The following is a 22,280-nucleotide window of genomic DNA, read 5'->3' on the forward strand; positions in this document are numbered from 1 at the left end:
TTTCGTCGTGCGTACGAGTGGCAAACGGACCTGTTCCCGCATCACAATCCCAACCAGCAAACGATAACCATTTTCATTAGTGCTACAATCTACGACGTCCCACCAGGCCGGTCAAGACAGGCCCTCCGGTCCGGAGACACGAAACACACACGCGGCAAACGCCTTCCGCGCGGCACAGGAAGACAGGCATGGCAGCTCATCTGCGATTGATGAACATGATGTTCGGGACGATCTGCTCCCAGGTGGTCGGAACCGCTGCCCGCCTCGGGCTCGCCGATCACTTGGCCGACTCCGAACGCGGCTACACCGAACTGGCCGAGGCCACCGGCACCCACCCCGCCTCGCTCGCCCGGCTACTGCGCGCCCTGGCGGCCTTGGAGCTGGTGGTCGAAACCCGGCCGGGCACATTCCGTTTGGGCGAAGCGGGCCAGCCGCTGCGCACCGACCGGCCGGACTCCCAGGCGGCGGCGGTACTGCTGTTCACCGATCCGGCCCTGCTGGACTCCTGGAAGCTGACCGAGGAGGCGGTTCGCACGGGGCAGCCGACCTTCGAGGGGCTGTACGGCATCGACTTCTTCGGCTTCCTCGCCACGAAACCCGAACTGTCCGAACGGTTCAACGCGACGATGCGGCAGGTCAGCCTGCCCATCGCGCAACTGATACCGGTGAGCTACGACTTCACCCGGCATCACACCGTCGTCGACATCGGCGGCGGCGACGGCACCCTGCTGGCCGAAATCCTGCGCGGCACAACCACTTTGCGCGGCATACTCTTCGATTCGGCGACCGGCGTCGCCGAGGCCGCCGGCACTCTCGGCGCCGCGGGCGTTGCCGAACGCTGCCGCGTCGAGGCCGGTGACTTCTTCGCGGCCGTCCCCACGGGCGGAGATGCCTACGTACTCAAGAACATCCTGCACGACTGGGACGACGAACGCTGCGTGACCATCCTCGACCGGTGCCGCGCGGCGATGCCGGAGCACGGGCGGCTGCTCATCGTGGAATCCGTGCTGCCCGAGGTGGTCGACACCTCGAACCCCGCCCCCTATCTCACCGATATCAGCATGCTCGTCAATATGGGCGGTCAGGAACGCACCCGCGCCGAATACGAGACCCTCTGCCGCCGTGCGGGTTTCACGGTCACCGCGATCCATCCGACCATCCTGCCCACCTCGTACTCGCTGATCGAGGCAACACCGGCCTGAACGGAACGTCACCCGATGCTCGACAATGCCCGCCCGATCGTGGTGGACCTGCTGGCCGAGGATTTCCACGAACGAGCCCACACCATCTACGACCGACTGCGCGCGCAGTCCCCGGTAACCCTCGTCGAACTGCCCGAGCAACCGGGCCGGGGATTCTGGATGGTCACCGGATACGCGGCGGCCCAGGCCGCGCTGCGCGACACCCGCCTGGCCAATGATCCGCGCAGCCTGCTGTCCCCCGCCCAGCGCGCCGCCCGGGCCGCGGCCCGGCTTCCCGGCGCTCCGCACACCATGCTGCTGTCCGACCCGCCGGAGCACACCCGCCTGCGCCGCGCCGCACAGCAGGCGTTCACGTCCAGGTCGGTCACCGCGTTGCGCCCCACCGTGATTCGGCACGCCGAACGACTGCTCGGCGAGGCCGAGCGGGCGGCCGCAGCCGGTGACGGCACCGTGGACTTGCTGCACGCCTACGCCTATCCGCTGTCGCTCACCGTGCTCGGCGAAATTCTCGGATTCCCCGAGGCATGGCATCCCGGCCTGCACGTTCTCGCGGTGCGGGCGGCGACCGCCTCCACCCCGCTGTCGGCGCCCGATCCCGAATTGCGCGCCCAACTCGAGGGCTACGCCCGCGATCTCGTCCTGCTCAAACGCGACGACCCCGGCGACGATCTGGTCAGCAGGCTGGTGCATCCCGCGTCCGGGGACAAGCTGTCGAACGGCGAACTGATGGCCATGATCGGCCTGCTCATGGCCGCCGGTTTCGAGACCTCGGCGAGCCTGATCGCCAGCGCGACACTGACTTTGATCTCCCATCCCGAGCAGTGGGCCGCGCTGCGCGCCGACCCCGAACTGTCCGCGGCCGCGGTGGAAGAGACCATGCGCTACTGGGGGCCGGTGGAATCGGCGACAGCCCGCTACGCGACGGAGCCGTTCCCACTCGCGGGCCGCCACATCGACACGGGCGACCGGGTTCTGGTGTTTCCCGCCGCCGCCAACCGCGACCCCGCCCACGTCCCCGCTCCCCACAGTTTCGATATCCACCGCGAGCCCCGCCCCCATCTCGGATTCAGCGGCGGCATCCACAACTGCCTCGGCGCCGCCCTCGCGCGCACGGAGGTCGGGATCGCGCTCACCACGCTGGTCGCCCGGTGGCCGGAGCTGCGCTTGGCCGCCGACCCCGCCGAATTGCGCTGGCGCCCCGGCATGGGACTGCGCGGCCTGCGCCGCCTGCCGGTGCGGCCGTGATCCGCACATCTCGTCTCTCGCACACAACCGCACTAGGAGTTCGACCATGACACCCCCGACCGACACCCCGTACGACGTCGCCATCCTCGGAGCCGGGATCGCGGGTAGCACCCTGGCGACAATCCTGGCCCGCCACGGCCTCGAGGTGCTGCTCATCGACGCCGGGGTGCATCCGCGATTCGTGGTCGGAGAGTCCACCATTCCGCACGCGACGGCCACGATGCACGTGCTGGCCGAGCGCTACGACATCCCGGAGTTCAAGGCGCTGGCCAACTTCGAGGACACCGCCGAGCATGTCGCCAAGACCTGCGGGCAGAAGCAGAACTTCGGCTTCGTCTACCACGAGCAGGGGCGCCCCGCCGACCCGGCCAAGGCCAACCAGATCGTGCTGGCCTCCGGATACCGCCGCGCCGAATCGCATTGGTTCCGTCAGGACATCGACTCGTACGTGTTCCATCTCGCCGTGCGTTACGGCGCCGTGCCCCGGTTGAACACCCGAATCCAGGACATCGACATCGACGCGGACCGCGGCGCCGAGCTGCGCACGGCCTCCGGGGAGACGTTCAACGCCCGATACCTGGTGGACGCCACCGGTTTTCGCTCCGTACTGGCCGAGCGGTTCGGGCTGCGGGAGCTACCCACCCGGGCGCGGACCCACTCGCGTTCGCTGTTCACCCACATGATCGGCGTCGAGCCCTTCGACGATGTCGCGCCCGTTCGATACGACCAGCCGAGCCGGTGGCACAACGGCACCCTGCACCATGTCTTCGACGGGGGCTGGCTGTGGGTGATTCCGTTCGACAACAACGACCGCTCCACGAACCCGCTGTGCAGCGTGGGGCTGACCCTCACCGGGGACGCGGTTTCCGAGGACCGTGACGCGCCGGAGCGGGAGTTCGCCGCTTTCCTCGAGCGGTTCCCGGCCGTCGCGAAGCAATTCCGGTCCGCGACGGCCGTGCGGCCGTGGGTGAGCACCGGGCGGCTGCAGTACTCCGCGTCCGGCACGGTCGGTGACCGCTTCTGCCTGACCGCACAGTCCGCCGGAGCGATCGACGCGCTGTTCTCCCGCGGGCTCGCCAACTCCTTCCAGACCGTGAACGCGCTGGCCTGGCGGATCATCGAGGCGGCCCGCGAGAACGACTGGTCGACAGCGCGGTTCGCCGGTGTCGACGCGCTACAGCAGCGGATGTTCGACGTGCACGACGATCTCGCCTACTCGTCGTACGTCGGATTCCGCGACTACACCCTGTGGGACGCGATCTTCCGGGTGTGGCACACCTACAGCTTCTACTCCGACGCCGCCCTGGAGCACGCGCTGTCCAGGTATGTCGCGGGTAAGGACGATCAGGTGTTCCGCGCCCTGGAACGCGGTGACTCCGCGCTGGCCCGGACCGTGCGGGGCCTGCTGACCACCGCGCGGGAGACCTGCGAAGCGGTCGAGCGGGGAGAGTTGACCACCGCGGCCGCCGCGGCAGCGATCATCGACCGGATCAACAGCGAGCGGTTCTTCCCCGACTATCTGCCCCACGGGAAACCGGAACTCAGGTACGTCGATATCAGCCAGGACAAGGCGATGGAGTTCATGCGGTGGTCCCGCACCGAGGCGCCCCGCTGGATCACCGAGTCCTTCGCCTGATCCGGAAGGAAGCGCGATGAACCCGCCCACCACGGTCGACGCCGACGACTCTGTGCAGACCGTGCGCCGACACCACGCCGACCCGCTGGCACTGGCGGCCGCCATCGCGGCCTCCGGGCAGCTCACCGACTACGTCGTCTACGAACAGCCGGGACGCTGGTATGTGGCCGGAAATCCGATCGGCGCGGTGACCGTCCGCCGCGACCGTGTGCACAGCACCCTCGGCGGCGAGCGCACCGAAACCTGGAGTGGCACACCGTGGCCGCGGATTCAGGCGGCGCTCGACCGGGCGCCGGTGCCCCGGTGGCGGGCCTACGGCTGGGCGAGCTTCGAGTTGTACCGCCCGGACACCGCGGGCCCGGACGATGTCCTCGCGCATTTCATGGTGCCCGGCGTGGAACTGGAGATCACCGAAACCACAGTGCTCACACGCAGTTTCGGCGCGCCGTTCGACCTGGAGCTGCCCGATGTCGCGGCCACCGCGCCCACGCCCACGGCGGTGCCGGTGGACGCGATCGACCCCGATTACCTCCGGCGCGTGCGATATGCCCTGGACCGGATTCACCGCGGCGAGTTCGACAAGGTGATCATGTCCCGCCGGGTGGATCTGCCGTTCGCGGTGGACATGCCGGCCACCTACGCGGCGGTCCGCAGACGGAACACCCCGGCCCGCTCCTTCCTGCTGGACCTCGGCGGCTGGCAGGCCGCCGGGGTCAGTCCGGAGACCGTTCTCGAGGCCGACGGCGCCGGACTGGTCACCACCCAGCCACTGGCCGGTACTCGCGCCCGCACCGGCGACGCCGCCCGCGACGACGTTCTGCGGACCGATCTGCTCACCGATCCGAAGGAGATCTACGAGCACGCCACCTCCGTGCGGCTGGCCTACGCCGAACTCGACAGCGTCGGCAGTGCCACGCGGGTCGGCGAATTCCTCACCGTCAAGGAGCGCGGCAGCGTGCAGCACCTCGCGTCGCGCGTGGAGACGCTGCTGCGCGCCGATCGAACCTGCTGGGACGCGCTCGCCGCCGTCTACCCCGCCATCACCGCCTCCGGTATCCCCAAGGCGGCCGCCTGCGCCGCGATCGGCGACCTCGAGCCCGACGCCCGCGGCCTCTACAGCGGCGCCGTCGTGCGGGCCGACAGCACCGGAACCCTAGATGCCGCACTGGTTCTGCGCGCCGTCTACCAACGCGACGGCCGGAGCTGGTTACGAGCCGGAGCGGGCGTGGTCACGGGTTCCACGCCCGAACGCGAACACGAGGAGACCTGCGAGAAACTCGCCTGCATCGCGCCCTATCTGATCCCCGCACGCTCCGAAAGCTGACGCCTCCGCCGCGCTAAGCCGACGCGGCGACCCGCCAATGCCGCGCCTTGGTCTGCGCGGACCACATGGCGCTGTAGCGGCCGTCGAGTGCCAGCAGTTCGTCGTGGGTGCCTCTCTCGGTCACGCCGCCGTCCTCGAGCACCAGGATCTGGTCCGCCGCCACCACGGTGGAGAGCCGGTGCGCGATCACGATCACCGTCTTCTCCGCGACCAGCGCGTCGATGGCGTCCTGGACGTAGACCTCGCTCTCGGTGTCGAGTGCGGCGGTCGGTTCGTCCAGCAGGACGATCGGCGCGTTCTTCAGGATGGCGCGGGCGATCGAAATGCGCTGGCGCTCACCGCCGGACAGCGCCCCGCCGATCTCGCCGACCCGGGTGTCGTAGCCGTGCGGCAGCCGTTCGACGAAGGTGTGGACATTGGCCGCGCGGGCCGCGGCCTCGATCTCGGCCTGGGTCGCCTCGGGCGCGGCGATCGCGATATTCGCGCGGATAGTGTCGTCGAACAGGTATACGTCCTGGAAGACCACCGCGATATGCCGGTAGATCTCCACCGGGTCGACCTGCCGCAGGTCCAGGCCGCCGATGCGGACACTGCCGCCGTCCGGGTCGGCGTAGCGGGTGAGCATCCTGGTCACCGTCGTCTTGCCCGATCCCGACGGGCCCACCAGCGCCGTGAGCGAGCGCGCCGGAGCTGTGAACGACACGCCGCGCAGGACCGCGGAGCCCTCGGAATAGCCGAAACGCACGTCGTCGAACTCGATGTCGTAGCGGGTGATTCGGGCCGACGAGTCGCCCACCGGCAGCGCCGGAGTGTCCAGTACCTCGCCGACACGTTCCAGCGCCGCGTCCGTGATCTCGAAGATCGCCGACAGATTGGACATGGTCGACATCGGTTCGGCGAATCGCACCGCCGCGGCCACCACCGCGATCAGCAACGCCGCGGACATCCGCAGATCGAGCACCAGCGCCGCGCCGAGCGCCACCATCCCCACCAGACACAACTGCACGACGCTGGACGCCAGCAGACCCGGCCAGGTCAGCCGCTTCTGCATGGCGGACATGGCCTCGTTCTGCTCTTCGAGGGTCTCGACCAGCCGTTGCGACGAACTGCCGATCTGCCCGGTCGCGCGCAGCACCGGCAGACCCTGGACGTATTCGACCACTCGGTTCGCGGCCGCGGCGTCGGCGGCGTCGAGCCGGCGCGACCCCGCACCCGAGATCTGCTGGATGCGCCGGACGAACAACACCGCGAACGGAATCGACACGGCCAGAACAACACCCAGGCGCCAGTCGACACAGGCGATGACCACTCCGATGACCGCCGGGACCGTCACCATCTGAATGAACAACAGCGCCATCGAGGACGAGCCCATCGTCGCGTTGGCGACGTTGCCGCCGATCACCGTGGTGAGGTCGCCCGCGGCACGGCGCTCGAGTTCGGCCTGCGGCATGGTCCGCAGTTTCTCGCCCAGCCGCAGGCGCGCGCCGGCGAGCACATCGGCCCACCGGCCGAACTCGAATCGCAGTTGCCCGTAATGGAATACGGCCTGAATCACATAGCAGGCCACCAGGATACCGAACCAGGTCCACGCGGCCGTGGTGTTCACTTCCGGCCGGCTCAGCTCGTACAGCAGCGGAATCAGCGTGGCGTAGGCCGCGGCCTGGGTGACCGAACCGAGAAACGCCCACCACAGCGTGCGGCGGAATTCGTCCCGATAATCCCCGGCGGCGAGCAGCATCAGCCGCAGGATTCTTCTCATCGGTTCGTGGCCTCCTTGTTCTTGCCGCTGCCGAGACCCCATCCGCGGGCGCGCTGGTGGTGCTCCCAGAGCCGGGCGTAGCGGCCGCCGGACGCGAGTAGTTCGGTGTGCGTGCCGGATTCGGACACCCGGCCGGATTCGAGGACCACGATCTGGTCGGCGTCGACGATCGTGGACAGTCGGTGCGCGACCACGAGCACGGTGCGGCCGCGGGTCAGCGCGGCGATCGCGTCCTGGATGGCCGCCTCGTTCTCCGGATCGGCGAAAGAGGTTGCCTCGTCGAGGATCACGATCGGGGCGTCGGCCAGCAGTGCGCGGGCGATGGTGATGCGCTGGCGCTGTCCGCCGGACAACCGGGCGCCGCGCTCACCCACCGGAGTGGCGTAGCCCCGCGGCAGTTCCGAGACGATGAAGTCGTGCGCCTGGGCGGCCCGCGCCGCCGCCTCGACCTCGGCGTCGGTGGCCGACGGGCGGGCGAGGCGGATGTTCTCCGCGATGGTGTCCGACAGCAGGAACGGATCCTGGAAGACCAGCGCGACGTGCCGGAGCAGATCCTCCGACGCGATCCGGCGGACATCGATCCCGCCGACGAGCACTTGGCCCTCGTCCACATCCCAGAACCGCGGAATCAGCCGCGCGACAGTCGATTTGCCCGAGCCCGACGGCCCGACCAGCGCGCACACGGTACCGGTGGGCACCGTCAGATCCACTCCGTCCAACGCGACCCGGTCGGTGCCCGCGTAACCGAAACGGACGGAACGGAACTCGATCGATCCGTCGGCCGGGGACTGCGGCTGGTCGGGTTCCGGCAAGGGAGCGATGTCGAGGAGTTCGACAATGCGCGCGGCGCCGGCCTTGGATTGGTTGACCAGATTGGACAGATTCATCAGCGGCACCACCGATTCCACCGGCAGCGTCCCGATGAGGATCGCCGCCAGCAGCTGTGCCGGTGACATCGACCCCGCCGAGGTCAGCCAGGCGCCCACCACGAGCACGATCAGAATCGTGGGCAGCGGCGCCACCGTCAGGTTGGCGAAGATCATCGCGCTGCGATTGTTGTTCTGCCAGGCGGTGGTTGCCACGTTGAAGTTCCGGACCCGATCCACGAAGCGCCGGAACGACACCGTGCCGTCGTCGAAGGTCCGCACCACCGGCATGCCCTGCACGAATTCGACCACCGCCGCGTTGATGGCCTCGTTGGCCTCGTCGTAGCGCCGCCGGGTCTCGGCGTAGTCCCGCAGTGTCAGCTGCATCCCGATGAACACCACGGGCAGGAACAACAGGACCGCCAGCAGCAATCGCCAATCCACGAAACCCAGCGCCAGCAACGCCGCAATGGGCTGGGCCACCGTGAAACCGGCCAGCGGCACCGCGTCGGCCACCGCCATGTGCAGGCCGCGAACATCGTCCTGCACGACCTTCTTCACCGCGCCCGAACCCAGGCGCTGCGCCTCGCCCAGCGGAACCCGGCCCAGATGCGCCGCGAGATCGGTCCGCAAGCGCTGCTCGAGGTCGAACGAGGCGAGGTGTGAGAGCAGGAAAGACCAGGCGCGCAAGGCGAATCGGACCAGGAACCCGACCGTGGCGAGCACCAGTAGAGCCACCACCGTGGAGGTATCGGCGTCGGCGGCGAACAGCTCCCGCAGCGCCAGCGCGATACCCACGAAACCGATCACCCCGGCGACCGCACCCAGCGCGGCCGTCGCCAGCGCCGCGCCGAGCCGCCCGCGCACCGGCTCGGTCACCCGGAACAGGGCACTACCGGGCTTCGTCGCCCCCTCCTCGACTTCCGGCACTGCCTCGTCCACCTGGAGCGCCGCCCCGGCACCACCCATAATCCCGGCTCCTGTCCGTCACGTCATCGACAGCGACAATTCTCTCCGAAAACGATTGTCATTGTCGAATGCGCGAACAGTAACACAACCCGGCCTCTCACGGGACCCCCTTCGAAAGCGGGTGGCGGACAATCGAACCGGCGACCTCGCGCAGAGCTGCGAGCACCGGGCGCGTGGCGCCGCAACAACTGCGCGTGGCCGGAGCCGGTCGCTGGTCAGACCCGGCGCATGGTGGCGTCGTAGGCGGCCTCGGCCATGTCCGGGCGGTCCGGGTCGGGCACCCAGGAGCCGGTGATCGTGGCGCGGTCGGGGCTGATCGTGCCGGTGTAGGTCATGCCGAGACCGGCATGGATGAGGGTGTCGCCGTCTCGGCTCCACCGGTAGTCCAGCGGGGCGCCGGATCCCGAATACACGTGCGCGCCGAAACCGGAGCCGGTTTCGTCGGGCCAGATCAACTCGAGGCTCTGAATCTCCGTGTCGCCGATCCGCATACTGCCGCTGAGGTGCAGGAGGCCGCCGCCCAGAATCGGGGTAGCGGTGAGTTCTCCGCTGATGTCGTCATGATCGGCCTTCTTGGTGCGCCCGGTGAGCTTCCAGGAGCCGACCAGTACATCGAGAGCGTCGATAGTCATGTTCTTCCTCGTTCGAATAGGTCGTCGGGCCTTCGTGGCCCCTCTCATCCTTAGGTCGAACGGGAACATCGGAGATCGACACGCACTGGCGCTCGAGCGCGGTGGAACCGCCTGCATCACGCAGATCTCACGCCGAATTGTGCACTGTGCACCAAACCGCCCGCCGATTGTGGCTCCCGGACCCATTCCCGTGCCTTGTGCTCCTGGTTAACCTCGGATGCGCTGACCACCGAACGTCGACGAGGGGTTGTGTCCGGAGATGACCGTGCCCGCGCTACCGCCATCCGAGGTGGCCGCCCTCGTACTCGAGATCGGGGCGGGGCTGCGCGCACGCGATGTGGAGATCGCCGAAACGATGACCCGGCGGATAACCCACGAGATCACCCACACCCGAGGCGATCCGCGCCTGGCGGCCCTGCGCGCCGCCAGTATCCACGCCAACGTGGTGACCATGATCGAGATCCTGGCCAACGATATCCCGGTCGGCCACCTGCAACCGCCGATGGCGGCGGTCGAATACGCACGGCGCGTGGCGCAGCGCGGGATTCCGTCCAACTTCCTGGTGCGCTCGTACCATATGGGCCAGAACGTCATGATGCGCATCTGCTACGGCGAGGTCGGGCAGCGAAATCTGCCGCCGGCGCTGGGCTTGGCCGTGGTCGAACGGCTCACCGAGATCGTCTACTCGTACGCCGACTGGATCATCCTGTCCGTCTTGGAAACCTATGAAGCCGAGCGCGCCCGATCGGTGAACGCCCGCGGCACCGTGCACGCCGCCACCGTGCACCCGCTGCTGTCCGCCACACCGCCGGATCCGATCGGGTTCGAGATCGAGACCGGTTACACGCTCGAACGGACCCATCTGGCGGCGATCCTGTGGTGCACCGACGGCGATGAGGCCGACGCGCCGGAGCTGCTGGATTCCGGCGCCCGGGCGCTGGCAGCTGCCCTGAATACCGACGGACCGCCACTCGTGACGGCCATCGATCGGCGCACGGCGTGGGCATGGTTCCCCCACGCGCCCCAGACCGCGGTCGACCCCCGCGAGCTGCGCTCGGCCGCCGACCTGCCGCAGGGCGCGCGACTGGCGATCGGGTTGCCCGGCCGCGGTCTCGAGGGATTCCGTCGCTCGCATCAGCAGGCCGCGGCCGCCTACTTCGTCGCCACCGTGCCGGGCACTCCGGCCGACCATCGGGCGATCGGATTCGCCGATCCCGGCGTGGCCGTGGTCTCGCTGCTGGCCAAGGATCTGGACTCCACGCGCGCGTGGGTACGCGAGGTGCTGGGCGCGCTCGCCGACGACACCGATCAGGCCGCGACCCTGCGCGACACCCTGAACACCTTCTACGAGATCGGCGAAAGCCACGTGCACACGGCGCAGCGAATGACCCTGCACCGCAACACCGTCAAATACCGCATCACCAAGGCCCTCGCCGCCATCCGGGCCGACGGAACCGCACCCGAGAAGCTGGATATCGCACTGGCCCTGCGGATCTGCCACTTCCTCGGCGCCAACGTCCTCAGACCGCCTTCCTGACCGAAAACCATTTCTCCGTCGAAGAATTCGGTGGGGTAACACCTGTCATTTCCCGGCCGCGTGTGCACGGCTCACATACCGGTGCGCGTCCTTTGTTCTCGATGCACAATACCGGGCGGGCGACGAGGAAATCCTCCCATTGCTGGAGAATCGACGAGACGCCGCTAAATTCTGACGCGTCGATCCCCGTGCCGGACACAGTGGTCCGCACGTCGACGGATGCTTCCGATCAGATGCATAGGAATTGTGTGGCTATCACCGATATCAAGGAATTCGCTCACCTCACCGAAAACGATGTGGCGGCGTTCGGCGCCGAACTCGACCGCATCCGGCGAGATATCGAGCAGTCGCTCGGGGAACGTGACGCGGACTACATTCGGCGGGCGATCCGCGTCCACCGCGGCCTCGAGGCGACGGCGCGAATGCTGTTGCTGGCCGGACGGTATCGGGTGCCGCGCCTGGCGGGGACCGGGCTACTGGCCGCGGCCAAGATCATCGAGATGATGGAACTCGGCCACAACATCAGTCACGGCCAATGGGATTGGATGAACGATCCGGAAATTCATTCCACGACCTGGGAGTGGGATTTCGCCGGCCCCTCGAGGCACTGGCAGCGCGCGCACAACCATGTGCATCACACCTACACCAACGTCTACGGGATGGATGCGGACCTCGGCTTCGTGGTGCTGCGGATGACCCGCGACGAACCGTGGCGCCCGATCCATCTGATACAGCCGGTGGCGAGTGTGGTTGTCGCGGCCGGCTTCGAATGGGCCATCGCCGTGCACGACTGGGCGCTCGAGCGGCGTCATACCGGTGTCTCTCGCCGCGCATTGCGGTCGCGGCCGAATATCGAGTTCGCGCGCAAGATCGGCCGCCAGCTGGGCAAGGATCTACTGCTGTTTCCGATGTTGAGTGGCCGCGGTTTCCGGCACACGCTCGCGGCGAACGCGACGGCGCTGCTGCTGCGGAATCTTTGGTCCTATCTGGTGATCATGTGCGGGCATTTTCCCGATGGCGCCGAGAAATTCACGGTCGCGCAACTGGAGAACGAATCCCGGGGCGAATGGTATCTGCGGCAGGTGCTGGGAAGCGCGAACTTCACCGCCGGACCGGCGCTGGCGTTCATGACCGGCAACCTCTGCTACCAGATCGAGCACCACCTGTTTCCGGACCTCCCCAGCAACCGCTATCCGGAAATCGCCGAACGGGTTCGCGCGCTGTGCCACGCCTACGACCTCCCCTACACCACCGGCTCGCTCCCCGCCCAGTTCTGGCAGACCGCCCGCACCGTCTGCACCCTCGCACTGCCCGACCGATTGCTCCGCGACACAAGCGATGACGCGCGAGAAACACGATCCGAACGGAAATTCCAGCGCCCGCCGCTCTCCCCGGCCGACTCGGCCACCGGTGTGCGACGCGGCCTGCGCACCGCCCTCGCGACCGCCGACGCACACCGACGCCGGTGGCGGCTCGCCGGGAAACGCTGAAGCGAGAATTCACGAACCAGGCCTCTTCAGCTTTGAAGGTCATTCCAACTCTGAATCTCATTGACAGACAACTCATCATTGCTGAACATTCCGCCTGTGCGCGTCGCGCCGCCGTACGCGGCCCTCGGCCGAACAGCGAATCGTCAGGAGAGATATGCCCACCACACGCATCGCCGTCGTCACCGGCGCCTCGTCGGGAATAGGGCGGGCCACCGCCGCGGCCCTGGCCGACCACGGGTTCCGGGTGATCGGGACCAGCCGCAATCCGGACACGATCCCGGACGGAGACCGCCTGCCGGGCATCGACTTTCGGGCACTGGACCTGACCGACGACGACTCCGTCCAACGGTTCGTCTCGACGCTGGACACCGTCGACGTCCTGGTCAACAATGCCGGCGAGAGCCAAGCCGGACCGCTGGCCGAATTGCCCGGCGACGCGGTGGCCCGGCTGTTCCAGCTCAACGTGCTGGGCCCGATCGCACTGACCCGAGCGGTGCTGCCCGGCATGCGCGAGCGCGGCGCCGGGCGAGTGGTGATGGTCGGCTCGATGCTGGCCAGTTTCCCGCTGCCCTACCGCTCCTCCTACGTCGCCACCAAAGCCGCACTGCGCGGATTCGCCACCGCGGCCCGGTTCGAGGAATCGCCCTACGGCGTCTGGCTCACCACTGTCGAACCGGGACAGGTCGATTCCGGACTCCGCGAACGACGCACGAAATATCTCGCCGACGGCTCGCCACACACCGCGGAATTCGAGCGCTTCATGACCGCGCTCGACCGCAAGCAGGCCGCGGGCATCGCGCCGGACCGGGTCGCACGCACAATCCTCACCGCCGTCTCGGCCCCACGCCCCCGCCCGCTCTATGCCGTCGGCAGCAACGCACCCGCCGCCTTCGCGCTCCACCGTCTACTCCCCCGCGGCCTGATGGAACGCGTTACCGCCCGCTCCTACGGACTCCACCGCTGACACATCGGCGGCACAGCCGTCACTGCACCGAGAGCCTGGGCCGTAGCCGCCCGGCCTTGCACGTCTCTCGTGTGACTCAGGCTCCGACGCGCTCGTCGAGGAAGCTCAGCAATCTGGTCGTCAGCCATTCCGGTTGTTCTTCGGGGGCGAAATGGCCGCAGTCCGGGATGGTTTCGAGGCGCATGGGGACTGTCGGTTTAACGGCGGATCCGACCTCGGTGTGGGTTAGTTCCCGGTCGGGTGGATCCGGCCTTCGAAGGTGATGGCGAAGGCGTTCAATGCTGGTTTCCACCGCATCGCCCATCGTGCCCGACCCTTCCCGGTCGGGTCCAGGGAACGGGTCACCAGATACAGGCATTTCAACGCGGCCTGCTCGCTGGGGAAGTGGCCACGGGCGCGGATCGCGCGCCGGTAGCGAGCGTTCAGGGACTCGATCGCGTTGGTGGAGCAGATGATTCGCCGGATCTCGACGTCGTAGTCGAGGAACGGCACGAACTCGGGCCAGGCGTTGTCCCAGAGTTTGACGATCGCGGGGTAACGCTCGCCCCATTTCGCCGCGAACTCGCCGAACCGTTCGCGAGCCGCAGCCTCGGTCGCAGCGGTGTAGACCGGGTTGAGATCGCGGCTCATCTCGGCCCAATGCTGACGGCCCGCATAACGGAAACTGTTGCGCAGCAGATGGATAACGCAGGTCTGCACGATCGTCTGCGCCCAGACGGTGTTGATCGCCTCGGGCAGTCCTTTGAGTCCGTCGCAGACCGCGATGCAGACATCGGCCACGCCACGATTCTTCAGCTCGGTCAACACCTGCAGCCAGAACTTGGCTCCCTCACCGCCATCGCCGGCCCACAACCCCAGAATGTCACGTTCCCCGGCGGTGGTGACACCGATGACCACATAGACCGGTCGATTGGCCACCTGACCATCGCGGATCTTCACGTGGATGGCATCGATGAACAAGACCGGATAGACGGCGTCGAGGGGCCGGTTGCACCAATCGGTCATCTCCGCGACCACCTTCTCGGTGATCGTCGAGATCGTGTCCTTCGACACCGAAGCCCCATAGATCTCGGCGAGATGCGCCGAAACCTCGCCCGTGGTCAGGCCTTTCGCGGTCAGCGACAACACGATCTCGTCGACCCCAGACAGGCGCCGCTGCCGCTTTTTGACGATCTTGGGTTCGAACGAGGAATTGGTGTCGCGCGGCACGTCGATGCCGACCGGGCCGATCTCGGTGATCACGGTTTTCGTTCGGGTTCCGTTGCGGGAGTTGCCCGTTCCACGGCCGGACGGGTCGTGTTTCTCATAGCCGACATGCTCGGTCATCTCTGCCTCCAACGCGGTTTCGAGCACGGTCTTGGTCAGCTGGTTGAGCAGCCCGCCCGGCCCGACCAGGTCGATACCCTGTTCCTTGGCCTGCGCGAGCAGCTGCTCGGCCAGCTTCTTGGTGTCCACCGCGTCTTTCGCCACGGCAGCCAGTGTCTCCGACATCAGTCGGTCCTTCCTGCCGAACCATCAGGTCCGGCCGATCGGACCGAGATCAAGATCCGCCGTTGTTCCGACAGTCCCGGCGCATGGCGTCGGCGTAGTCCGGGTAGCTGGACGGGATTCCGCGCGAGAGCGGGTCCTGGGCGCCGTTGAGATGCAGCGTCGGCACTCGCAGCCGGAGTAGACGGTAGTGCCGCAGGAAATGCGGCACTTCGTGCAGGACTACATTGCGGTTGAATGCCACGGTGGCGGCGTAGGCCGCGGGAGTGCGCATACGCTGCTGGTAGATCTCGACCTCCGCGGCGCTGAAGTTGCCCTGATACCGCCACGCATCCAGGCTTCGTCGGCTGATCCAGTCCTGGAGGTTGCGCGAACGGCCTTGCGCGGCAAGCAGATACACATGCCAGGGGCTCCACACCGCCGACGGCCGAATACCGTCGGCGGTCCACGGGTGCACGCCGGCCATGGCCACGAATCGCTCGATTCGGTCGGGCCAGTTGAGGCAGGCCCGGTATCCGGTCACCAATCCCCAGTCCCGTCCGACGATCCGGGCACGTGGCAGTTGCAGCCGGTCCATCAGTTCGATCAGATCTCGCGCCAGCCGCTCGAACGTGTAGCCCCGGCCATTGCCCTCCGACCAACCCAGTCCGCGGATATCGGGGCAGATGACGCGGTACCGGCGGGCCAGCGGGCCGAGCAGGTGGCGCCATTCCCACCAGTGCTGGGGCCATCCGTGCAGCAAGATCAGCGGCTCCCCCTCGCCCGCCTCGGCGTAATGGATGCGCAGGCCGTCGATCCGCACGAAACGGTGCCGCACCTGCGGCTCGATTTTTGCCGAGAGCTGGTGCAGCACAGCATCTTCCACATCCGTGGTAGTCATCGCACCCTCCGATCAGTCGTCTCTCTCGGCGCCACGTTACTATATAATTTGATAGCAGTCACTATAGTTTTTAGAATGGAAGGAAGCGGATGGCGAAGCGCTCCTACAACCAGTACTGCGGCCTGTCACGCAGCCTCGATCTCGTCGGTGAGCGCTGGACGCTGCTGATCGTGCGCGAGTTGATGAGCGGGCCGAAACGCTATTCCGATCTGGCGACCGCCCTTGCGGGTATCGGCACCAACTTGCTCGCCGCCCGCGTCCAGCAGCTCGAACGCGAGGGGCTGATCGTGCGCGAGCAACTCCCGCCGCCCGCCGCCTCCCAGGTCTATGAGCTGTCCGCCGCAGGCCGCGAACTCGCGCAAGCCCTTGTCCCACTGGCAATGTGGGGGCTGCGGCATCGGTTCGACGAGCCGCGGCAGGCGACGGAACATTACCGCGCGGAGTGGACGCTGGTATTCGTGGCGGCCCTGATCGATCCTGCGGCCGTCGCGGGCGTGCGCTCGGTCGTGCAATTCCGGCTCGAGGATTCCGCCGCGGCATTGATCATCGACAACGGCCGCGTCCGGGTGGCGGCGGGCGAGATGGACAGCCCCGATCTGCTGGTCATCACCGATCTGCCGACGCTCGCCGAATTCGCCTGGCGCGCACCCCGACCCGACGAACTCGCCACGCGACTACGTATCGAGGGCGACACCGCCACCGCGCAACTGCTCATCGAGTTGCTGTGCGACCGCGCGCAACCCCCGGCTTCGGCCGGTGAATTCCGGTAGTCCGCTGTCGGTCGGGCGACCCTACGGACAACTTGACGGAAATGCTGAAAGGGACGCTCGAGGGGTGCGTTCTCGAGATCATCGGGGCCGAGGAGACGTATGGGTACGCGATTACGCGGCGGCTCAACGAACTCGGGTTCTCCGATGTCATCGAGGGCACGGTCTACACCATTCTGGTGCGGCTGGAGAAGAACAAGCTGGTCGATGTTTCCAAACGGCCGTCCGAGGTCGGCCCGCCTCGCAAGTTCTACACACTCAACAATGCGGTACGCGAAGAACTCGCGAGATTCTGGGCGAAATGGGAATACGTCTCGTCGCGTATCAACGATCTCAAGGGAAGCAAGAAATGAACTTCTGGGAGACAATCACCGGCAGCGATCTCACCCGGGAATACAAGGCCTTCGAGGCGCGCGCCGAAGCCCTCCCGGCCGAGTATCGAGCGGCGACACCGCGTCGGATGGCCAGAGCGTCCAGGAGGCGCTGGGCGAGGACATCAAAGGCTTCTGCGCGGCGATCGCCGGCGAGGAAGGAGCCAAGAATTATCGCGACACATGGCGTGAGCAGTTGAACAGGAACGTCGCACGGAAACTGAGCCGGCTAGGAGCATAGCAGTGGGTATTCGCGACATCGTCGAAGGCAAGCGGGAATGGCGAGCGCACATGGCGCGGGTCAAGTCGCTCCCATCCGATTATCAGATCGTCTATCAGGAGATGCAGAAGTACTTTTTCAAGGTCGGCCCGGTCGAGCTGGCCGACGGCAGCCTGCTGTCGGGCGTTGTCGATTTCTTCGAGGAAGGGGTCGCGGACGGTAAAGGCGTCATGGAACTCATCGGCGATGACGTCGCGGCCTTCTGCGACGACCTGATCAAAGACTCGCCGACCTATGCCGACATCTACCAGGCGGCCGCGAGAGAAGCGACCCCGAGAACGAAGTGATCCACATCGGCGGTGTCACCGGGCCCCCGGCCGTAAGAAATCCGTGCGGGGATCGCGTTTTTCGGCGGCTCGGGCGTCAAAGGCGCGTATGGAACGCGGAACCGGCGCCGGTGACGTACCTACGATGCCCGAATGGTGAGTCGTCATATTCTGCCGGTGACGGTGTGGATGGCAAGGCGCGTGCCGATGCGTTCGGCCGGGTCGAGGCGACCACGAGTTATCTGGGAGCATGGTCGAAACCGTCGCCGTTCACCGCGAGCATCAGCGGTATGTGGGCTGTGCTCGTCGCCGCGGCCACCTCGCTCGGGGCGGCAGTCGTATCCGGCGCCCAGTGGTGGAGCTCGCGGCGGCCGAAGCGCTGAATGCCGCATGGCATCGAGTTGCGCGGGTACGTCCTCACTCGGGTACGTCTTCGATATTCAGGCACGCGGCGCGGTCCCGGCTGAGCGCGATGCAGGGACCGCCTCGAGTACGCGAAGGGCGGGATGGCGATGCTCGACCAAGGACAAATCACCGGGTTTATTCAGGACGGGTTCGTCCGCATCAGGGCGGTTTTTTCTCCCTCGATCGTGCAGCAGTGCCTGCGAATCATGTGGCCGGACATGGGCTGCGAACCGGATGATCCACGGTCGTGGACGAAGCCACTGATGCGTTTGCCCGGCTACGACGGCGAGCCCTTTCGCACCGCCGCTCGAATGCCGGTCCTGGAACAGACTTTCGACCAACTGGCAGGGCCGGGCCGGTGGGTGCGCAAGTCCGGGCTCGGCGGCATTGCGGCCCGCTTCCCGCACCCCGATCCACCGAGCGATGACTACTGGCACTTCGAAGGGAGCTACCTGCCCGAGGGATGGACCGGTCACTCGTTCACCAACTACCGTTCCCACGCTCGGGCCTTGTTCATGTTCGTCTTGTTCACCGATGTCACCGAGGTGGACGCGCCCACCCGAATTCGGGTCGGATCCCATCTGGCGGTACCGAGCCGCCTGCTCGCATACGGCGACGAGGGCATCGACGCCACCCGCATCGACGAAACCGGAATCCTGGAAGCCACCGCCGAATTACCGGTCACCGAGGCCACCGGTCGCGCGGGCGATATCTATTTGTGCCACCCGTTCTTGATTCATGCCGCCCAGGCACATCGAGGCACCACACCCCGCGTGATCGCCACGCCCACACTGGAACCGGCCGTGCCGCTGGAACTCGACCGCACCGACAGCGCCTACTCACCGATCGAGAAGGCCATCAGGCTGGGACTCGGGATGGAGAGTTTTGACGCTTATCGTCCTCGATAGTCCGCGCCCGGCGCTACGTCGTCGGCGGGCATGCCCACAAGGCGTGCGCTTGCGCGCCACAGGGATTCGATGCGAACAGGATCGGTTGTGTGCGGTGCGGTGCCGGTAGCCGTGCGATCGACGAAGAACGAACCGGTGACGCCCTCGATCGCGGGGTCCGTGGCAAGCCAGAGCGGGGTCTCGGCACCGACGTCACTGGCCGGGGTAAACAGGTTGAGCGTCGAGCCGAAAAGCTTCAGCGCGCCCCGACTATGCCTGCCCAATCCGGTTCCCTTGATGATGCCCGGGTGGGCTCCGTTGATGGTCGTGGAGGTTCCGGCCAGGCGCGAGGCCATCGCATAGACGAACATCGCGTTCATGTTCTTGGTCCGGCCGTACGCTACGAACGGCCGGAAGCTGGGTGGCCAGCCGAGTCCCCGTCGAGTCTCGGCATTCAAATCGTCCAGATCTACCGGTACCCGTGCGAGCCCGCGTGGCGACGCGCCCACGACGACGAATCGCCGGGCACAGTCCGGCGGACTCGCTGCGAGCAGGCGCAACAGGAGGTACGGCGCCAGGTGGTTCACCGCGAGAGTTCGGTGCAGACCGGCAGGGGTGCGGTCGTCCAGCGGGGCGATCACCGCCGCATTGCTGACCACCACACTCGGTCGCCGCGCGATCAGTCGCTCGGCCAGCGCGCGCACTTGGGGCAGGTCGCCGAGATCGACCGGATCGATCTCGACACCGGCCCCGGGGAAGGCGTGCCCGACCCGCTCCGCCGCCCGGCTCAGGCGCTCGTAACTGCGCGCGACCATGATGACCGTGGCACCCGAAGCAGCCAGACCGACAGCGATCTGCTCCCCGATGCCTCCGCTTGCTCCTGTGACTACCGCGACCGCGTTCGACATGCCCTCAGCGTCCGCGCGGCGGCCGCCTCGTTCCAGGCACTACCAGTACCACCCGGCGATCGAGCGTCGGTGCGACAGTGGGAACATGAGTCCCGACCTGTCCCGCGCGTTGCGCTCCTGGCGCGAACGGGTGACACCGGCCGAGGCGGGGCTGCCCGCGGACGGGCTGCGACGGACGCCCGGGCTGCGCCGCGAGGAGTTGGCATCGCTCGCCGGGATCTCGGTCGACTACCTCGTCCGGCTCGAACAGGGGCGCGCGCGACATCCCTCACCACAGGTACTGGGGTCGCTGGCCCGGGCCTTGCGGTTGTCCGATGCGGAACGTGAGCTGCTCTGGCGCGCGGCCGGCGCCCAGACCTCGGCGTCCGGATGCGTCCCGCAGCACATCGGCCCGGGCGTCGCACGAATCATGGACGGTCTCGCTCACACACCGGTGGCGGTGTTCACCGCGAGCTGGGACCTGGTCGTGGCAAACACGCTGTGGGCCTGCCTGTTCGAGCTGAGCGAACGGCTACCGGCTCGAGAACGGAACTTGGTCTGGCGCCACTTCCGAGGCCTGCCGAATCACGTGGTGCACACCGAGGACGAACACCGGCAGCTCGGACGGGAACTCGCCGCCGACCTCCGGCGTGCCACCGCCGTGTACCCGAACGACCGCGCCCTCGCCGAGCTGATCCGAGACCTCCGCGAAACGAGTCCCGCGTTCGCCGAACAGTACGACACATTCACTCTTGCGCCCCGCAGATCGCAGCCCAAGACCATCGACAGCCCGGCGGTCGGCCTCGTCACCCTGGACTGCGACGTGCTCACGACACTGGACTCGGACCTCCGAATAATGGTGTACAGCACGCGCCCGGGAACCGACGCCGCGAGCAAGCTCGACCTGCTCCGCATCGTCGGATCGACACAGTTCGGGAACTGACCGTCGATTCCCGAATTCACCTGACACATCGGATATTCCGATCACTCGCGCCCTGTCGGCGGCGGGTGCGGTGCGCGAGGATGAAAACTCGCGGCCGACCACGATCCAGGAGCGTTCCCATGCCCCCGTCCCCTACCGCACTCGGAACCCTCACCGGGACGGTGCTGCTGGGCTCGGACATTCCGGCGGCCTATCGCGCCGACCGGTCCGGCTACCTCCCGTCCGGGGCGCCGGAGGTGCTGGTGCTGGCGGCCGATGTGGACGATGTCCGGCGCGCGGTGACGTTCGCGGCGAACGCGGGCTTGTCCGTGGTCGTGCGGGGAGCCGGGAGCGGGCTCGCCGGGGGCGCGGCGGCGGGCGCCGGATCACTGGTCCTGGACGTCAGCGGGCTGAACCGCATTCTGGAGATCGCGCCGGCCGACGAACTGGCGGTGGTGGAGGCCGGGGTGAGCGCGGCGGCCCTCGACACCGCGGCGCACCGGCACGGGCTGCGGTACGCGCCGGACCCCGCCAGCACGGCTCTGTCGACCATCGGCGGCAATATCGCGACCAACGCCGGCGGGCTACGGTGCGTGAAGTACGGCGTCACCGGCGACGCGACCCTGGGTCTGGACATCGTCCTGGCCGACGGCACCCTGCTGCACACCGGACGGCGCACCGCGAAAGGCGTTGCGGGACTGGACCTCACCAGCCTGTTCACCGGCTCCGAAGGCACCCTCGGCGTCATCGTGGCGGCCACCGTCCGGCTGCAGCCGGTGCCCGTCGACACCGTCACCGTCGCCGCGTACTTCGACGACATCGACCAGGCGGCCGCCGCGACGGCCGCGACACTCGCCGCGCGGGTCCGCCCGGCGATGCTCGAACTCATGGACGAATCCTCGCTGCGCGAGGCACAAGATCTGCTCGGCCTCCGCGCGCACGCGGCGGGCGCGTTCGTGGTCGCGCAGACCGACGGCTTCGGCGCCCGCGCGGAGGCCGAGGTCGTCGCGGAGGTCTTCCGGGACCACACCACGCGGGTGCGGGTCAGCGACGACCCGGAGACGGCGAACGAACTGCTGGCCGTGCGGCGCGCGGCCCTGCCCGCGCTGGAGCGGCACGGCCGGGTGCTGATCGAGGACATCGCGGTTCCCCGCTCGCGCATCGCGGCCGCGGTGCACCGCATCACCGAGATCGCCGCCCGCCACGACAGCCGCATCTACACCTTCGGCCACGCGGGCGACGGCAATCTGCACCCGATCATCGTGGTCCCCGCCGACGATCCCGGCGCCGCGGCGCGCGCCGCCGCGGCGGCCGACGAAATCTTCGCCACCGCATTGGAATTGGGCGGCACGATCACCGGCGAGCACGGCATCGGCGTGCTCAAGCGGCACTGGCTGGAACGCGAACTCCCGTCGGAAGCCCTCGCGACACAACGCGCGATCCGCCGCGCGCTGGACCCGGACGGGCTGTTCAATCCGGGCAAGGCGGTGTGAGAACTCCTGC

At 67.6% G+C, this 22,280-nt stretch carries 22 protein-coding genes; 15 read left to right on the top strand and 7 right to left on the bottom strand.

Features of this window, described 5'->3' with window-relative positions:
- Window positions 1-188 precede the first annotated feature (188 nt).
- From ACFMRZ_RS10315 to ACFMRZ_RS10330, 4 genes are read left to right on the top strand one after another with little or no spacing between them, the layout of a single operon-like run.
- Window positions 189-1,202 carry a methyltransferase gene (locus ACFMRZ_RS10315; RefSeq protein WP_400178908.1) on the top strand — a complete coding sequence of 338 codons (1,014 nt, stop codon included), beginning with the start codon at window positions 189-191 and terminating at the stop codon, window positions 1,200-1,202.
- A 15-nt stretch (window positions 1,203-1,217) separates the two neighbouring features.
- A complete protein-coding gene (locus ACFMRZ_RS10320; RefSeq protein WP_400178909.1) occupies window positions 1,218-2,447 on the top strand; it encodes a cytochrome P450 in 1,230 nt (409 codons plus the stop codon).
- 46 nt (window positions 2,448-2,493) lie between these two features.
- Window positions 2,494-4,083, top strand: a complete 1,590-nt coding sequence (locus tag ACFMRZ_RS10325; RefSeq protein WP_400178911.1) for an NAD(P)/FAD-dependent oxidoreductase — start codon at window positions 2,494-2,496, stop codon at window positions 4,081-4,083.
- A 16-nt stretch (window positions 4,084-4,099) separates the two neighbouring features.
- The gene (locus ACFMRZ_RS10330; RefSeq protein ID WP_400178912.1) at window positions 4,100-5,407 is read left to right on the top strand and encodes a salicylate synthase; all 1,308 of its coding nucleotides are present in this window, start codon (window positions 4,100-4,102) and stop codon (window positions 5,405-5,407) included.
- A 13-nt stretch (window positions 5,408-5,420) separates the two neighbouring features.
- Here ACFMRZ_RS10330 and ACFMRZ_RS10335 read toward each other — a convergent pair whose 3' ends face one another.
- The 3 genes from ACFMRZ_RS10335 to ACFMRZ_RS10345 form a co-directional block, all read right to left on the bottom strand.
- Window positions 5,421-7,166, bottom strand: a complete 1,746-nt coding sequence (locus ACFMRZ_RS10335) for an ABC transporter ATP-binding protein (RefSeq protein ID WP_400178913.1) — start codon at window positions 7,164-7,166, stop codon at window positions 5,421-5,423.
- Entirely contained in the window at window positions 7,163-9,001 is a 1,839-nt protein-coding gene (locus ACFMRZ_RS10340) for an ABC transporter ATP-binding protein (protein WP_400178914.1), read from the bottom strand. Before ACFMRZ_RS10340 ends, ACFMRZ_RS10335 begins: the two co-directional genes overlap by 4 nt.
- 215 nt (window positions 9,002-9,216) lie before the next feature.
- Window positions 9,217-9,633 (bottom strand): hypothetical protein, encoded by a 417-nt coding sequence (locus ACFMRZ_RS10345; RefSeq protein WP_400178915.1) that lies wholly within the window; start codon window positions 9,631-9,633, stop codon window positions 9,217-9,219.
- A 259-nt stretch (window positions 9,634-9,892) separates the two neighbouring features.
- On the opposite strand from ACFMRZ_RS10345, the gene ACFMRZ_RS10350 reads away from it, so the two are divergent.
- The 3 genes from ACFMRZ_RS10350 (at window position 9,893) to ACFMRZ_RS10360 (ending at window position 13,624) form a co-directional block, all read left to right on the top strand.
- The gene (locus tag ACFMRZ_RS10350; RefSeq protein ID WP_400178917.1) at window positions 9,893-11,170 is read left to right on the top strand and encodes a PucR family transcriptional regulator; all 1,278 of its coding nucleotides are present in this window, start codon (window positions 9,893-9,895) and stop codon (window positions 11,168-11,170) included.
- Window positions 11,171-11,418: 248 nt separating this feature from the next.
- Window positions 11,419-12,660, top strand: coding sequence for a fatty acid desaturase family protein (locus ACFMRZ_RS10355; protein ID WP_400178918.1), 1,242 nt, complete (start codon window positions 11,419-11,421; stop codon window positions 12,658-12,660).
- Window positions 12,661-12,814: 154 nt separating this feature from the next.
- Entirely contained in the window at window positions 12,815-13,624 is an 810-nt protein-coding gene (locus ACFMRZ_RS10360) for an SDR family oxidoreductase (protein ID WP_400178919.1), read from the top strand.
- A gap of 76 nt (window positions 13,625-13,700) precedes the next feature.
- Here the strand turns inward: ACFMRZ_RS10360 and ACFMRZ_RS10365 are convergent, their stop codons facing one another.
- The 3 genes from ACFMRZ_RS10365 to ACFMRZ_RS10375 are packed head-to-tail and all read right to left on the bottom strand — an operon-like array spanning window position 13,701 to window position 15,992.
- Window positions 13,701-13,808, bottom strand: coding sequence for an alpha/beta fold hydrolase (locus tag ACFMRZ_RS10365; RefSeq protein WP_400178920.1), 108 nt, complete (start codon window positions 13,806-13,808; stop codon window positions 13,701-13,703).
- Between the two features lie 41 nt (window positions 13,809-13,849).
- Entirely contained in the window at window positions 13,850-15,115 is a 1,266-nt protein-coding gene (locus ACFMRZ_RS10370; RefSeq protein WP_400177628.1) for an IS256 family transposase, read from the bottom strand.
- A 49-nt stretch (window positions 15,116-15,164) separates the two neighbouring features.
- The gene (locus ACFMRZ_RS10375) at window positions 15,165-15,992 is read right to left on the bottom strand and encodes an alpha/beta fold hydrolase (protein ID WP_400178921.1); all 828 of its coding nucleotides are present in this window, start codon (window positions 15,990-15,992) and stop codon (window positions 15,165-15,167) included.
- 89 nt (window positions 15,993-16,081) lie between these two features.
- Between ACFMRZ_RS10375 and ACFMRZ_RS10380 the strand changes: the two genes are divergently transcribed.
- The 6 genes from ACFMRZ_RS10380 (at window position 16,082) to ACFMRZ_RS10405 (ending at window position 18,989) form a co-directional block, all read left to right on the top strand.
- Window positions 16,082-16,762, top strand: a complete 681-nt coding sequence (locus ACFMRZ_RS10380; protein ID WP_400178922.1) for a winged helix-turn-helix transcriptional regulator — start codon at window positions 16,082-16,084, stop codon at window positions 16,760-16,762.
- Between the two features lie 41 nt (window positions 16,763-16,803).
- Window positions 16,804-17,112 carry a PadR family transcriptional regulator gene (locus ACFMRZ_RS10385; protein WP_400178923.1) on the top strand — a complete coding sequence of 103 codons (309 nt, stop codon included), beginning with the start codon at window positions 16,804-16,806 and terminating at the stop codon, window positions 17,110-17,112.
- Entirely contained in the window at window positions 17,024-17,371 is a 348-nt protein-coding gene (locus tag ACFMRZ_RS10390; RefSeq protein ID WP_400178924.1) for a DUF1048 domain-containing protein, read from the top strand. Before ACFMRZ_RS10385 ends, ACFMRZ_RS10390 begins: the two co-directional genes overlap by 89 nt.
- Window positions 17,372-17,373: 2 nt before the next feature.
- Window positions 17,374-17,697, top strand: coding sequence for a DUF1048 domain-containing protein (locus tag ACFMRZ_RS10395; RefSeq protein ID WP_400178925.1), 324 nt, complete (start codon window positions 17,374-17,376; stop codon window positions 17,695-17,697).
- 164 nt (window positions 17,698-17,861) lie between these two features.
- Window positions 17,862-18,059, top strand: coding sequence for a hypothetical protein (locus ACFMRZ_RS10400; RefSeq protein ID WP_400178927.1), 198 nt, complete (start codon window positions 17,862-17,864; stop codon window positions 18,057-18,059).
- Between the two features lie 123 nt (window positions 18,060-18,182).
- Window positions 18,183-18,989 (top strand): phytanoyl-CoA dioxygenase family protein, encoded by an 807-nt coding sequence (locus tag ACFMRZ_RS10405; protein ID WP_400178928.1) that lies wholly within the window; start codon window positions 18,183-18,185, stop codon window positions 18,987-18,989.
- Here the strand turns inward: ACFMRZ_RS10405 and ACFMRZ_RS10410 are convergent.
- Window positions 18,974-19,876 carry an SDR family NAD(P)-dependent oxidoreductase gene (locus tag ACFMRZ_RS10410; RefSeq protein ID WP_400178929.1) on the bottom strand — a complete coding sequence of 301 codons (903 nt, stop codon included), beginning with the start codon at window positions 19,874-19,876 and terminating at the stop codon, window positions 18,974-18,976. The two genes, ACFMRZ_RS10405 and ACFMRZ_RS10410, sit on opposite strands and share 16 nt — an antisense overlap.
- Before the next feature lie 85 nt (window positions 19,877-19,961).
- On the opposite strand from ACFMRZ_RS10410, the gene ACFMRZ_RS10415 reads away from it, so the two are divergent.
- A complete protein-coding gene (locus ACFMRZ_RS10415; protein WP_400178930.1) occupies window positions 19,962-20,798 on the top strand; it encodes a helix-turn-helix transcriptional regulator in 837 nt (278 codons plus the stop codon).
- 119 nt (window positions 20,799-20,917) lie between these two features.
- Window positions 20,918-22,270, top strand: coding sequence for an FAD-binding oxidoreductase (locus ACFMRZ_RS10420; protein WP_400178931.1), 1,353 nt, complete (start codon window positions 20,918-20,920; stop codon window positions 22,268-22,270).
- Window positions 22,271-22,280: the final 10 nt, after the last annotated feature.

This window comes from Nocardia sp. N2S4-5 (genome assembly GCF_044628355.1).
Lineage (GTDB): Bacteria > Actinomycetota > Actinomycetes > Mycobacteriales > Mycobacteriaceae > Nocardia > Nocardia wallacei_B.